Below are 13,771 nucleotides of genomic sequence, written 5' to 3'. Positions count from 1 at the left end.
GGAGGCGAGTCGGTGGGTGCGGCGCAGGGAGGCGGAGCTGGGGCCGGGGACCGAGCCTGCTTTGCCGCGGGCTGGGTTGACCGCGGCGTCGGACGCGGGCTGCGACCGTACCGGGATCCGGCCCCCGCTCCGCACCTCGTGGCCGGCGCGGCACCGGACCTGCCCCGATCCGGGTGCCCCGGATGGAGCAGTGCCCGCCAGAGTCACCTGTTCGGCGAACTCCCAGGTCACCCTGGATTACGAGTTCCTTATCGATTGCCTCCGGCGCTTCGCGGCCCTGTTTTTGTCAGACCCCGCGTGTAGCGTCGCGAAGCGACGAGGTCCGGCCCGGCGGACCTCCCGACGCGGACGGCGGCAGATGACTGCAGTGCACGATTTTCCGGACAGATCCGGAAGTGCGGCGAACCGGACCGCGCGGGTGCTGGCCGACCGCGCGGAGGGGGAACAGTACGTCGCGTCGGTGTGTTTCAAGCACGGCCCGCCGAGACTGCTCGGGGTGGAACTGGAGTTCACCGTGCACCACGCCGGCGATCCGGCCCGCCCGCTCGACCCCGATGTCCTCGCCACGGCGCTCGGTCCGCACACCCCGCGGACGCTGCGCCCCGACAGTCCCGCGATCCCGCTCCCGGCCGGTGCGCCGGTGAGCCTGGAACCCGGGTGCCAGGTGGAGATCTCCGCTCCGCCGCAGGCCTCGCTGCGTGCCCTGCACGCGGCTGTGGAGGCCGATCTCGCTCATCTCACCGGTCTTCTCGCCCGCCGCGGCCTCGAACTCGGGGCCGCGGGCATCGACGAGCACCGTCCGCCCCGGCGCGTTCTGCGCACGCCCCGCTACGCCGCCATGGAACGCCGGTTCGCCCCGATCGGGGCGGGCGGCATCACCATGATGTGCAGTACCGCGGGCCTGCAGATCTGCGTCGACGCGGGCGAAGCGCACGAGGTCGCCGCGCGCTGGGCGGCCGCGCACGCGATGGGTCCGCCGTTGCTGGCGCTGTTCGCGAATTCCCGTGTGCACGCGGGATCCGACACCGGATTCGCGTCGGCGCGCTGGCTCGCGGTGATGGAAACCGAACCGGTCCGCACCCAGTCGCCCGAGCCCGGGGAAGACCCGGCGCGCGAATGGGCCCATCGGATGATGGACACGCCGCTGATGGTGTTCCCGCGCGGCGAACGGCCGTGGGACGCGCCGGAGGGACTGACCTTCGCCGAATGGATCGGCGGCCGGGGCGCGGCCGCCGTGCTGCGCCGCCCGACGGCCGCGGACCTCGACTACCACCTCACCACGATGTTCACCCCGGTGCGGCCGCAGGGCTACCTGGAGCTGAGGTACCTGGACGGGCAGCCGCCGGGGGAATGGCTGCCGCCGGTGGCGCTGGTCGCCGCGCTGCTGGCGAATAAGTCCACTGTGGACAAAGTGCGCGAGGTGTGCGCGCCCGCGGCGGGCCGCTGGGGCGACGCCGCCCGGTGCGGGACGGCCGACGCGCGGCTGGCGGCGGTCGCCAGGGAGCTGGTGGAGCTGGGCATCGCCGAGCTGCCCGCCACGGGCCTTCCCGACGGCACCGTCGCCGGGCTGGCCGCCGGGCTGCGGGCGCGGGCCGCCGGAGTGCCGCGCCAGGACCGGCAAGCAGGACCGAGCACACCGCCGGGCCGGGAGCCCGGCGAACCGGACTCGAGGAGTCAGGAGCCATGAGCACCATCCCCGAACAGAACCCGTTGCTGGAGCTGAGCCCGCAAGACCTGCGGGCGCACGCGGCCGCCGCCCTCACCCGGGCGCGCGAGCGCAGCGTGGCCCTCACCGACGCGGTCGACGACGAAGACCTCGTGCGGCAGCATTCGAAACTGATGTCGCCGCTCGTGTGGGACCTCGCGCACATCGGCAGCCAGGAAGAACTGTGGCTGGTCCGCGACGTCGGCGGCCGGGAGCCGCTGCGGCCGGACATCGACGACCTCTACGACGCCTTCCAGCACGCCCGCGCGGACCGTCCGGCGCTGCCGCTGCTCGGCCCGGCCGAGGCCCGGGCGTATGTGCGGGAAGTCCGCGAAAAGGCGTTCGACGTCTTGGAAACCGCCCCGATGGAGGGGCGGCGGCTCACCGAGAGCGCGTTCGCGTTCGGCATGATCACCCAGCACGAACAGCAGCACGACGAGACCATGCTGGCCACCCACCAGCTGCGCAAGGGCGAACCGGTGCTGCACGCCCCGGAGCCGCCGCGCGCGCCCGCCCGGAAGCTGCCCGCCGAGGTCCTCGTGCCCGGCGGCCGGTTCACCATGGGCACCACCGCCGAACCGTGGGCGCTGGACAACGAACGCCCGGCGCACGAGGTCGACGTGCCCGCGTTCGTCCTCGACACCGCGCCGGTCACGTGCGGGGCGTACGTCGAGTTCCTGGAATCCGGCGGCTACCACGACCAGCGGTTCTGGAGCGAGCCCGGCTGGGCGTACCGCCAGGAGCACGACATCACCGCGCCCCGGTTCTGGCGCCGCGAACCGGACGGCTGGTGGCGCACCCGCTTCGGGGTGCGCGAGCGCGTCCCGGAGAACGAGCCGGTCGTGCACGTTTCGTATTACGAGGCGGAGGCGTACACGCGCTGGGCGGGCAAGCGGCTGCCCACCGAAGCGGAGTGGGAGAAGGCCGCCCGGCACGATCCGGAGAGCGGACGGTCGCGGCGCTTCCCGTGGGGCGACGAGGAACCGACCGCCGAGCACGCCAACCTCGGACAGCGCCACCTGCGCGCGGCCGAGGCGGGCGCGTACCCGGCCGGCGCGTCGCCGCTGGGCGTGCACCAGCTGATCGGCGACGTCTGGGAGTGGACGAGCACCGGCTTTCACGGCTACCCGGGATTCGCGGCGTTCCCGTACCGGGAGTACTCGGAGGTGTTCTTCGGACCGGAGTACAAGATCCTGCGCGGCGGGTCGTTCGGCACCGACGCGGCGGCGATCCGGGGCACGTTCCGCAACTGGGACTACCCGATCCGGCGGCAGATCTTCTCCGGCTTCCGGTGCGCGCGCGATCCGCGCCCGGGCGAGGCAGGCTAGCCGGATGTGCCGTCATCTCGCCTATCTCGGCGCGCCGGTGTCCCCGGCGGAGCTGATGTTCGCCGCGCCGCACGCGCTGCTCGTGCAGTCGTACGCGCCGCTCGACATGCGCGGCGGCGGTTCGGTGAACGCCGACGGCTTCGGCCTCGGCTGGTACCCGGAACCGGGTGCGCCGCCGCAGCGCTACCGCCGCCGCGAACCGTTGTGGACCGACCAGACGCTGCCCGCGCTGGCCGCGTCGGTGCGTACCACGGCGTTCGTCGCGGCCGTGCGCAACGGCACCACCGGAATGCCGGTCACCGAGGCGGCCGCCGCGCCGTTCACGGAGGGCCGCTGGCTGTTCAGCCACAACGGAGTCGTGCGCGGCTGGCCTGGTTCGATGCGCGGGCTGGCCGGGCGGCTGGACGTCGCCGAGCTGTTCACGCTCGAAGCGCCGACGGATTCCGCACTGCTGTGGGCGTTGCTGCGTGCCCGGCTGCGCGCGGGGGAGGAGCCGCTCGAAGCGGTGACCGGCCTCGTGCGGGAGGTCGAGGCGGTCGCCCCGGGCTCCCGGCTGAACCTTCTGCTCACCGACGGCGAACTGCTCGTCGGCACCGCGTGGACGCACGCGTTGTCCGTGCGCCGCACCGAAACCGGCGTGGTGCTGGCGTCCGAGCCGTGCGATCCGGACCCGGCCTGGACCGCCGTGCCCGACCGCCACGCCGTGCGCGTCACCGCGGCCGGCGTCGACGTTCTTCCCCTGACCCTGGAACGGAGCACCGCCCGATGACCGAAGCGGACCTGGAGAGCCATCGCCGCGACGTGACCGCCGAACTGCGCGCGGACGTGCGCGCGGGGCTCACGGCCGACCAGAAGTGGTTGCCGCCCAAGTGGTTCTACGACGCCGAAGGCAGCAAGCTGTTCGAGAAGATCACCGCGCTGCCGGAGTACTACCCGACCCGCAGCGAGCGCGAGGTGCTCGCGCAGCGGGCGGCCGAGATCGCGGAACGCACCGGCGCGCACACGCTCGTCGAGCTGGGATCGGGGTCGAGCGAGAAGACCCGGCTGCTGCTGGACGCGCTCACCGCGCACGGCACGCTGGAGGCGTTCGTGCCGATGGACGTGTCGGAAACCGCGCTCGCCGAGGCCGCCTCAGCGATCACCGCGGACTATCCCAAGCTCGAAGTGCGCGGGGTGGTCGGCGACTTCACCCAGCACCTGCGGCTGCTGCCCGGCACCGCGCCGCGGGTCGTCGCCTTCCTCGGCGGCACGATCGGCAACTTCCTGCCTGCCGAGCGGGCCGAGTTCCTGCGCTCGGTGCGCGACGTGCTCGGCGAAGGGGAGTGGCTGCTGCTCGGCACTGACCTGGTGAAAGACCGGGAAACGCTGGAACGGGCCTACGACGACGCGGCGGGCGTCACCGCGGCGTTCAACCGCAACGTGCTGCGCGTGATCAACGCCGAACTGGGCGCGGACTTCGACCCGGAGGAGTTCGACCACGTCGCCTACTGGGACCCCGGCCACGAGTGGATCGAAATGCGGCTGCGCGCCCGGCGCCGGACAGAGGTGCGCATCCCCGGCGCGGACCTGATCGTGCCGTTCGCCGAGGGCGAGCACATCCGCACCGAGGTGTCGGCGAAGTTCCGCACCGACGGCGTCGAGGCGGAACTGAACGCCGCCGGGTTCGCGCTGGAACGATGGTGGACAGACTCACCGCAGCGGTTCGGGGTGAGTTTGGCAAGATCGGTGCGTGCGTAACCCTCTCGCGGCACTAGCCCGCAAGCTCGGCACCCAGCCCCGGCTGATGGGCGCCTCGCGCGCCATCATCGCGACCGACCGGCAGCTGCACCGGTGGTTCGGCGGCCGGATCAGCCTGGTCGGCCTGGCCGGGCTGCCGTCGCTGCGGCTCACCACCACCGGACGCCGCAGCGGCCTCCCGCGGAGCACGAACTTGCTGTACTACCCCCACGGCAGCGAGTTCGTGCTCACCGGCTCCAACTGGGGCCGCCCGAAGAACCCGGCGTGGACGCACAACCTGCGCGACAACCCGGAGGCGACGGTCGCGCTGCGCGGCCGCGAGATCGAGGTCAAGGCGCGGGAGCTGGAAGGCGCGGAGTACGACCGGATGTGGGCGGAACTGCTCGAATTCTGGCCGGGCTACGCAATGGAACGCGACGCGGCGGGGCGGGAGCTGCCGATCTTCGTGCTGACCCGTCGCTGAACGTTTCCGGGGAGCCGGACGGGCAAGTTCCGCGGCTGGTTCGACCTCGCGGAATCCCCGGCCGAGCCGCCTTGGGGCGAGGAGAAGCCCGGCGAGCTGATCGCGGACGTCCGGCGAGGCGCGGCTCAAGGTCATCAACGGCAGGGACGTCCTGTGGGCGAACGGCACGCCGAATCGCACCGGGGTCCACCGAACCGAGCTGGCCGAGGTGATCGAGCTGGCCGAGCTGATCGAGCTGGCCGAGCTGGCCGAGCTGATCGAGCTGATCGAGCTGGCCGAACTGACCGAACTGCTGGAGTACAGCGCCCGGGTGCTTCCCCGGCTCGGACGGCGTCTCGTACGAGCGGGACGAAGTGCCGAGCGAGTGGCACTGGCCGTACGGCTACCGGGTCAGGGCCATGGCACGCGGCGAGATCACGGTCCGGCTCGATCCGTTCCCCTCGCCGCTCCAGCCGGTCGTCGAGGCCCCTGACCGTCGGTTGCCGCTCCCGGGAACGCGCACATCCTCCTTTTGGCCGGTGCCCGGCTTGGCCGGATTATGCCAGTCTCGGTGACGCCCCGTAATCAGACGGGTGCGCAACCAGGGGAGATTCCACGTGCGCGGAGCGAAAAGAGCACGAACCGGAGCACTGGTCGCGGCGATCGCGACCGCGCTGACCGGGCTGGCGGGCACTGCCGTCGCGGCGCCTGCCAGCCCGGCGGCACCGGCCAAACCCGCGGAGATCGCGCGTACCGCGCCGGTCAAGTGGGAGGACTGCACCAAAGAACAGCTGCGCGGGGTCCCGGCAGACCAGGTGAAGCTGTACAGCTGCGCGCTCTACCGCGTGCCGGTCGATCACGACGACGCGTCGCTCGGCAGCATCGACCTCGCGCTGATGAAGCGCGCCGCCAAGGTTCCCGGGCAGCGGATCGGGTCGCTGTTCCTCAACCCGGGCGGGCCGGGCGGGTCCGGGCTGCGGATGCCGATCTCCGGCGACCGGTACTTCCGTCCGCAGGTGATGGACCGCTTCGACCTCGTCGGGTTCGACCCGCGCGGCGTCGGGGCCAGCAATCCGCTGCGCTGCTTCACCACCGCCGAGGACGCCGCGGACGTGCAGAACCAGATGGTCGCGGTTCCGGTGTCGCGCAAGGAAATTTCCGGCACGCTCGCCGCGTACCGCGACTACGGCCAGTTCTGCCGCCGCAACGCGGGCGCGCTGCTGGACCACATGTCCACCCGCGACGTCGTGCGCGACCTCGACCAGCTGCGCGCCGCCGTCGGCGACAAGCAGCTCACCTACACCGGGTTCTCCTACGGCACCCTCGTCGGCTCCACCTACGCGGCGATGTTCCCGAAACAGACGCGGGCGATCGTGATCGACGGAAATGTCGACCCGCAGCTGCGCACCAATGAAGGCGTCACCTACGACCTCGCGCGAGCGCAGGGCTTCGAGATCGCGCTCGACGGTTTCCTTGAGCGATGCGCCCAGGCCGGCGACAAATGCGCGTTCAGCGCGGGCGACCCGCGCGCGAAGTTCGACGAGCTGCGCGAGCACGTGCGTACCGACCCGATCACGCTGCCCGGCGGTCAGAAAGTGGACCTGGGCACGCTGACCGGATCGGTGTCGAGCGCGCTGTACTCGCCTGCCTCGTTCGGCGAGCTGGCGGAAGGCTTGCAGGAGGCGTACTCGGTGCTGCACCCGTCGCTGCAGGCGCAGTCCGCGCGGAAGGGCACCTTGTCCGCCGGTCGCGGCGGTCTGCTCGATCTCGCCCCGGACAGCCCGTACACCGGCGACGACTCGTACTTCGCGGTGAACTGCGCGGACAAGCCGATGCGGATCCCGCAGGAGCAGGTGCCGGGCATCGCGGGCAAGGCGGACCGGGAATCGCCGACCTTCGGCCGCTACCAGGTGTTCTCCGACATCGCCGCGTGCCCGGTGTGGCCCGCCGCGAAGACGTCCGACCCGTACCGCGGGCCGTGGCGCGCGAACACCGCGACGCCGGTTCTGGTGGTCAGCAACTTCTACGACCCGGCCACCCGGTACCGCTTCGGCCAGCGCATGGCCGAGGAGCTCGGCAACTCGCGGCTGCTGTCGGTCGACGCGTTCGGCCACTGCGTCCTGGGCAAGGCGCGCGGCGTGGACGACGCGACAGCCGCGTACCTGATCGACCTGAAGGTGCCGGCCGACGGCCAGGTGTTCCAGCCGGACCAGCAGCCGTTCACGACGCCCGCGAAGGGCTGATCGGTTGATCTAGGGGCCGATCTTCCGCCGGAACCGGGCATATCGGCACAACCCTCTTGTCAGCGCCCGGCGGATCGGTGAAAGTGTCCGCCAGAAGTTCACCTGAGGGGAGTTGACGTGCGGCGCTGGGCGGGCGGGTTCGGCGCGGCCGCGGTCCTCGCCGGGACCGCGGCGCTCGCCGGTTGTTCCGGCTCGCCCGCCCAGCCCGGTCCGATTCAGGTTTCGCGCTCGGCCTGCGGCGACGGCTGGACCGCGCCGCGGGCCGGGCCGCAGACCCTCCAGGTCCGCAACAACGCCGCCGTCACGATGGAGATCGACCTCGTCGACCCGGCCACCGGCACGGTCTTCGGGGAACTGGAAGGCGTCGGTCCCGGCACGACGCGCGCGTTGCCGGTGAACTTCGGCAACGGCGCCTACGCCCTGCGCTGCGCGCCCGAGGACGGCACGCCGTTCGTCGGACCGGCCGTGCAGGTCACCGGCGGCGCGGACCGTCCGGGGCCGGCAGTAGTTCCGGTGACCAACGCGGATTTGCTCGGGCCGCTCAAGCAGTACCACGCTTATGTCGCCGAGGGCCTCGGCACGCTCACCGGCCAGACCGCCGCGCTGGCGCAAGCCGTCCGCTCGGGAAACCGGGAGGCGGCGCGCCGGGCTTGGCTCACCGCGCACCTCACCTACGAACGGCTCGGCGCCGCCTACGATGCCTTCGGCGATTCGGACGGGGCGATCAACGGCACCACCGCCGGGCTGCCCGCCGGCGCGGCCGATCCGGGTTTCACCGGCTTCCACCGGCTCGAAAACGGCCTGTGGCACAACGAAGCGATGCCCGCGCTGAGCCCGGTCGCCGATCAGCTCGACGAAGCGGTCCAGCAGTTGCGCACGTCGTTCGCCGACGCCCAGATCGACCAGAACGATCTCGGCCTGCGCGCGCACGAGATCATGNGAGATCATGGAGAACACCCTCCACTTCGAGCTGACCGGCCGCACCGGCTACGGCAGCGGCTCGAACCTCGCGACCGCGGGCGCGAACCTCGCCGGGACCCGGGCGGTGCTCGACGTGTTGCGTCCGCTGCTGACCACGAGATTCCCCGGGTTGAAAGACCTCGACGCCTGGATCGCCCGCACCGGCCACGATCTCCAGGCGGTCGCCGGGAAACCCCTCGCTGCCCTCGACCGGAAACAACGGCAGCGGATCAACGCCGACGTCGCCGAGCTGACCGAACGCCTGGCCCCGGTCGCGGCGATCGCGGAGCCGAGGAGGGTCTCGTGACCTTCGGACGCCGCGCGTTCTTGCGCGGAGCGGCAGCCGCCGGAGCGGGTGCGGGCCTGGCCGGCCTGTCCGGAAGCGCGACGGCCGCCGGGGAAGCGGTGCCGTTCCACGGTCCCCGTCAGGCAGCCGTGCTGGCGGAACCGGCGAGGCATTCGATCGTCGCGGCGTTCGACGTCGTCGCCGAGAACCGTGCCGAACTCGCCAGCCTGCTCAAGGAAATCACCGACCGCGCGCGGTTCCTGACCGGCGGCGGCGCGCCCGCGTCAGTCGGGATCACCGGGCCGCCCGCGGATTCCGGCGTGCTCGGCCCGGAAGTCCCGAAAGACCAGCTGTCGGTGCTCGTCGGCGCCGGTGCGTCGCTGTTCGACGACCGGTACGGGCTCGCCGCGCGCAAACCGCCGAAGCTCAAGCAGATGCCGATGTTCCCGGACGACGCGCTCGATCCGCGGTGGTGCCACGGCGATCTGTCCCTTGTGCTCAACGCCGCCGAACCGGACACCGTGCTGCACGCGCTGCGCGACATCGCCCGCGCGACCCGGGGCGGCATGCAGCTGCGCTGGAAGATCGACGGGTTCAGCTCGCCGCCGCGTCCGGCGGGGACGCCGCGCAACCTGCTCGGGTTCAAGGACGGCACCGCGAACCCCGGACCGTCCGAAGCGGACAGTCTTGTGTGGACGGACGACGGCGGCAGCTACCAGGTCATCCGGCTGATCCGGATGCTGGTCGAGTTCTGGGACCGGGTGTCGCTGTCGGAGCAGGAGAACATGATCGGCCGCCGCCGCGACACCGGTGCGCCGCTCGACGGCGCGGCCGAGCAGGACGTGCCGCGCTACGCCGAGGACCCGATCGGCACGGTCATCCCGCTGACCAGCCACATCCGGCTGGCGAACCCGCGCACGCCGCAGACGGACCGGCAGCGGATCCTGCGCCGCGCGGTCAACTACGACCGCGGCGTGGATTCCAACGGCAACCTCGACATGGGCCTCGTCTTCACCTGTTACCAGCGCGATCTTGAGCAGCAGTTCGAGGCCGTGCAGAAGCGGCTCGCCGGGGAGCCGCTCACCGACTACGTCTCGCCGTTCGGGGGCGGGTATTTCCATCTGTTCCCGGGCGTGAGGGACCCGGCCGACCACTACGGCCGGGCAGTGCTGGGCTGAGCGGAAGGAGTTCTGCAGTGAGGCGGACCAGGAAGCGGGCCACCGCGGCGGCCGCGCTGGCGGCGACCGCGGCGCTGGCCGCGGCGTGCGCGAGCAGCGCGGCGTCGCCCTCGGCCCCGGCGCACGCGATCGCCGCCGAGACGTTCACGACGTCGACGCCGATCAAGCACGTCGTGGTGATCTTCGGCGAGAACATCTCCTTCGACCATTACTTCGGCACCTATCCGAACGCCACCAACGAAAACGGCACCCCGTTCCACGCCGCGCCCGGCACCCCGAAGGTCAACGGGCTCACCCCGGAGCTGCTGCAGCACAACCCGAACGCCTACAACCCGAAGCGGCTGAGCCCGGACCAGGCGCTCACCTGCGACCAGGCGCACGACTACAAGAAGGAACAGGCCGCGTTCAACGGCGGCAAGATGGACAAGTTCGTCGAGTACACCGAGAAGGACAAGTGCACCGGGCAGCCCGTGCTGTTCGGCGAGCCCGGACTGGTGATGAACTACTTCGACGGCAACACCGTCACCGCGATGTGGAACTACGCCCAGCACTATGCGCTGAACGACAACTCCTTCAACACCGTCTTCGGCCCCTCCAGCCCCGGCGCGATCGACCTCGTGTCCGGCCAGACGCACGGACTGCAGCCGGTCGATTCGGTCACCGGCGAGCCTGAGGTCGACCCGCACACCGCGGCCTCGCCGGACGCGCACGGGGTCGGCACCATGATCACCGACCCGGACCCGGCGTTCGACGACTGCTCGGACAAGAACCACACCGCCACGGACAATCTCGGGGCGTTTCAGGGACGGAATGTCGGCGATCTGCTGAACGCTCGCGGCGTGACGTGGGGGTGGTTCGAGGGCGGGTTCCGGCCTACCGGCGAGGCGAACGGATACGCCGTCTGCGGGACTGAGCATCCGAATGTGGGTGGGCAGGCTTCGGTCGACTACAGCCCGCATCACGAGCCGTTCCAGTATTACCAGTCGACGGCCAATCGGAAGCATGTGCCGCCGTCGTCGTTGCACGCGGTGGGGCAGCAGGACCAGGCGAACCATCAGTACGACGTCCGGGACTTCCATGACGCTCTCGCTGCGGGGACCATGCCTGCGGTGAGCTTCCTGAAGGCTCCGGAGTATCAGGACGGGCACGCTGGTTACTCGGATCCGTTGGACGAGCAGGCTTTTGTGGCCGAGGAGGTCAACCGGATCCAGGCTTCGCCGCAGTGGAAGAACACGGCGATCGTGCTGGCCTATGACGATTCGGACGGGTGGTACGACCATGTCGCGTCGAAGGTGGTGAATGGTTCGCACGATTCGGCGCAGGATGCTCCGGTTTGTTCGTCGAAGCCGGTGAAACTGGGCGGGTTCGCGGATCGGTGCGGGTATGGGCCGCGGCTGCCGTTGCTGGTGATTTCGCCGTACAGCAAGGTCAATCATGTTGATCACACGATGACGGATCAGACTTCGGTGTTGCGGTTTATCGAGGACAACTGGCATTTGGGGCGGATCGGCGGGGGGTCGTTCGATGTGCTGGCGGCGCCGTTGACGGGGATGTTCGACTTTTCGCACCCGAAGGCGAAGGTGCTGAAGCTGGATCCGAAGACGGGGGCGGTGGTGGGGTAGGGGGGCTCGCTGCGGTTCGGGGGTCGGCTCGTCGCCTGGGGGCGACATTGCGCCCGGTCGTTGGCGGGGGGCACCCCGAAGCTTGAGTGTGCTGACGGTTCGGGGGTGCTTGTCAAGGCGGGAAGGCTGTCGTGCAACTTACGTTCCCTAGCCATGAGCACAGCATCAAGGAGAAAACGGCCTGGACCTGCGGGTTCACGGGATCAGGCTAACCCCATTAAGCGAGATGGCCGGGAGAGCACCCCCTGTGGGCCGGAGAACGGTCCTCAGCCGTTGGTCCGAGCTCTGACCTGCCGGTTTCTGGTTAGGATGGCAACGTCAATACAGGGTCCAATGGTGACCGACACCCGGCTAGTTGCTGGGGGTTTCCGTGGGTGGTGAGGCATACCCTCGTCGGCGTTTTAGGAGCGTCGAAGAGGCTACGCGGTTGCAAGTGGTGATCTATGCGCGTGCGTCGAGCGACAGCAAGGGCCGCAAGATCTCGGTAGCATCGCAGATCGAGATCGGGCGCAAGTGGTGTGAGCAGGTCGGGGCCACGGTCGTGGCGGTTTTGGTGGACAACGACCTGTCCGCGTCGCGGTATGCGACCGAGACGCGCGGCGACTATGAAGAGGCGCTGAGGCTGCTTGCCACCGGTCAGGCGAACTGTCTGTGGACCTGGGAGAACAGTCGGGCTCAGCGTGACATGAAAGTGTTCATGCGGTTGCGCGGGCTCTTGGAGGAGTTGGGGGGCTACTGGGCTTACGACGAGCGGGTTTACGACTTAACCGACGCGGACGACCGGATAGCCGTCACCGAGGACGCGGTTGACGCGGAACGCGAGTCCGAAAAGCTGCGCAAACGGGTCCTTCGCGGTGTCGAAGCTCGCGCTATGTCGGGGCTCTGGGCAGGGCCGCTGTCCTACGGATACCGGGTCGTTTACGACCAGGACACTGGCGACGCTCAGCGGGAGATTGATGAGAGCACGTATCTGCACGCCAGGGAGATCGTTCTCACGCTGACCGAAACGCGCAACGAATCAGCGCTGGCGAAAGACCTGGAGCGGCGGGGCATCCCCTGCGCAAGGGCAACGCAGTGGCGCGCTGACCATGTGAAAAAGCTCTATGCGTTGTCCCAGGACGCGGAAGGCTGGGCCAAGTTCATCGCGAGCTTGGAACCGGAACAGGTCGACTCAGCCTATGAGGCGCTGGTGCGGCTGCGCACCGAGTCGGCGTCCCAGGTCGCCAAGGACATGAACAAGGGCCACTGGGCCCACCCGTTGCCGGGCAGATGGAGCGCGGGGAAGGTGCGAAATATCGGCCTGAACCCTGCATTGGCCGGTCTGCGGGTCTTCCGGGGCAAGGTGATCGGGAAGGGCACGTGGGACGCGATCATCACCGAGGAAGAGCATGACAACGTGGTCGCGGCGCTGGGCAATCCCAACCGGGAAAACGTCAAGGACGGCGACCGGGTCAAGTATCTGCTGACGGGGATCCTGCTGTGCGGCAAGTGCGACACCGGGGTTTCCACTTCCCTGCGTAAAGGCAAGATGACGTACCGCTGCAATACGGGGCATGTGGTGCGGAACATGGCGAAGACGGACTCGGTCGTGGTCGAGCGGGTGTTGCGGCGGTTGTCCTCGGAGGCGGACCAGGAGCTGTTCCAGTACGAGGGGCAGGCCAAGGAACTGACCGCAGCAATTCAGCTTGCTCAAGATCTCCGGGCCCGGCTGGATGGGTTTACCGACAAGGCAGCAGAGGGCGAACTCTCGCCGGAGCGGCTTGCACGGATCGAGCAGAAGCTTGTGCCGAGGATCAAGGAGGCCGAGGCGCGCGCCCGCCAGATCGGCGTGGCTCCTGCGGTGGCGAAGCTGGTCGGGCCGGATGCCGCCGCAGTGTGGGAGACGCTGTCTGTCCGGCAGAAGCGCGAGGTAATCCGGGCGCTGGTCCGGCCCCGGCTGCTGCCCACGACGGGAGGCGCGGCCCCGTTCAACCCCGACCACGTCCGCATGTCGTGGCTTGGACAGCCTGCGCAGATACCTGGTGTGGATTACGAGGTGGAGGACGACGCTGCGGCGTGACTCCCGTAACGACAGAATGCGGCCCCCGGCACTCGGAGCGAGTGCCGGGGGCCGCTTGTCGTCTGTCTTAGGTCTGGGTTTGCATCCGGCGCACGGCCGGTCTGAAGATCTGGCGGAGCCGGTCCCGCTGGGAGTCGGTGAGCGGGAGATTGTCTTCGGCGTCGGCCGCAGCGTGGACGGCGGCGAGTTCAGCCGGGGTCAGCGCGGAGCC

General features: G+C 70.0%; 11 protein-coding genes and 1 pseudogene. All 12 read left to right on the top strand.

The window, feature by feature from the left end; all coding sequences use genetic code 11:
• The first annotated feature begins 358 nt into the window (after nt 1-358).
• The 12 genes and pseudogenes from A4R44_RS42050 to A4R44_RS42005 all read left to right on the top strand — a co-directional run bounded on the left by A4R44_RS42050 (nt 359) and on the right by A4R44_RS42005 (nt 13,560).
• A complete protein-coding gene (locus tag A4R44_RS42050) occupies nt 359-1,687 on the top strand; it encodes a glutamate-cysteine ligase family protein (RefSeq protein ID WP_232792022.1) in 1,329 nt (442 codons plus the stop codon).
• Entirely contained in the window at nt 1,684-3,033 is a 1,350-nt protein-coding gene (gene egtB / locus A4R44_RS42045) for an ergothioneine biosynthesis protein EgtB (RefSeq protein WP_067594350.1), read from the top strand. Before A4R44_RS42050 ends, egtB begins: the two co-directional genes overlap by 4 nt.
• Nucleotides 3,034-3,037: 4 nt before the next feature.
• Nucleotides 3,038-3,802 (top strand): ergothioneine biosynthesis protein EgtC, encoded by a 765-nt coding sequence (egtC, locus tag A4R44_RS42040; RefSeq protein WP_067594347.1) that lies wholly within the window; start codon nt 3,038-3,040, stop codon nt 3,800-3,802.
• Nucleotides 3,799-4,770 carry an L-histidine N(alpha)-methyltransferase gene (gene egtD / locus A4R44_RS42035; protein ID WP_067594344.1) on the top strand — a complete coding sequence of 324 codons (972 nt, stop codon included), beginning with the start codon at nt 3,799-3,801 and terminating at the stop codon, nt 4,768-4,770. Before egtC ends, egtD begins: the two co-directional genes overlap by 4 nt.
• Nucleotides 4,763-5,233: a nitroreductase family deazaflavin-dependent oxidoreductase gene (locus A4R44_RS42030; protein ID WP_198545656.1), complete on the top strand. Its 471-nt coding sequence runs from the start codon at nt 4,763-4,765 to the stop codon at nt 5,231-5,233. Before egtD ends, A4R44_RS42030 begins: the two co-directional genes overlap by 8 nt.
• Nucleotides 5,234-5,586: 353 nt before the next feature.
• The gene (locus A4R44_RS51550) at nt 5,587-5,787 is read left to right on the top strand and encodes a hypothetical protein (protein ID WP_232792021.1); all 201 of its coding nucleotides are present in this window, start codon (nt 5,587-5,589) and stop codon (nt 5,785-5,787) included.
• A 42-nt stretch (nt 5,788-5,829) separates the two neighbouring features.
• On the top strand, nt 5,830-7,455 hold the full coding sequence (locus tag A4R44_RS42020; RefSeq protein ID WP_067594335.1) for an alpha/beta hydrolase: 1,626 nt from the start codon (nt 5,830-5,832) through the stop codon (nt 7,453-7,455).
• Nucleotides 7,456-7,761: 306 nt separating this feature from the next.
• Nucleotides 7,762-8,292 (top strand): annotated as a pseudogene (locus tag A4R44_RS51545) (imelysin family protein); the annotation flags it as partial.
• A 109-nt stretch (nt 8,293-8,401) separates the two neighbouring features.
• Nucleotides 8,402-8,722, top strand: coding sequence for a hypothetical protein (locus A4R44_RS51540; RefSeq protein WP_232792025.1), 321 nt, complete (start codon nt 8,402-8,404; stop codon nt 8,720-8,722).
• The gene (locus A4R44_RS42015) at nt 8,719-9,879 is read left to right on the top strand and encodes a Dyp-type peroxidase (protein WP_067594380.1); all 1,161 of its coding nucleotides are present in this window, start codon (nt 8,719-8,721) and stop codon (nt 9,877-9,879) included. The genes A4R44_RS51540 and A4R44_RS42015 overlap by 4 nt, the downstream gene beginning before the upstream one ends.
• Before the next feature lie 17 nt (nt 9,880-9,896).
• Complete coding sequence (locus A4R44_RS42010) at nt 9,897-11,501, top strand: phospholipase C (protein WP_067594332.1); 1,605 nt, start codon at nt 9,897-9,899, stop codon at nt 11,499-11,501.
• Between the two features lie 433 nt (nt 11,502-11,934).
• A complete protein-coding gene (locus tag A4R44_RS42005; RefSeq protein ID WP_067594329.1) occupies nt 11,935-13,560 on the top strand; it encodes a recombinase family protein in 1,626 nt (541 codons plus the stop codon).
• Nucleotides 13,561-13,771: the final 211 nt, after the last annotated feature.

Source organism: Amycolatopsis sp. M39 (genome assembly GCF_001651785.1).
Classification (GTDB): Bacteria; Actinomycetota; Actinomycetes; order Mycobacteriales; family Pseudonocardiaceae; genus Amycolatopsis; species Amycolatopsis rubida.
The sequence above is the reverse complement of the archived record's forward strand: the minus strand, read 5'-3'. Positions and strand labels throughout refer to the sequence as shown.

Excerpts from the sequence above, each read along its gene's own strand:
- A4R44_RS42050 (WP_232792022.1), top strand. The coding sequence starts at position 359 with ATGACTGCAGTGCACGATTTTCCGGACAGATCCGGAAGTGCGGCGAAC.
- egtB (WP_067594350.1), top strand. The coding sequence starts at position 1,684 with ATGAGCACCATCCCCGAACAGAACCCGTTGCTGGAGCTGAGCCCGCAA.
- egtC (WP_067594347.1), top strand. The coding sequence starts at position 3,038 with ATGTGCCGTCATCTCGCCTATCTCGGCGCGCCGGTGTCCCCGGCGGAG.
- egtD (WP_067594344.1), top strand. The coding sequence starts at position 3,799 with ATGACCGAAGCGGACCTGGAGAGCCATCGCCGCGACGTGACCGCCGAA.
- A4R44_RS51540 (WP_232792025.1), top strand. The coding sequence starts at position 8,402 with ATGGAGAACACCCTCCACTTCGAGCTGACCGGCCGCACCGGCTACGGC.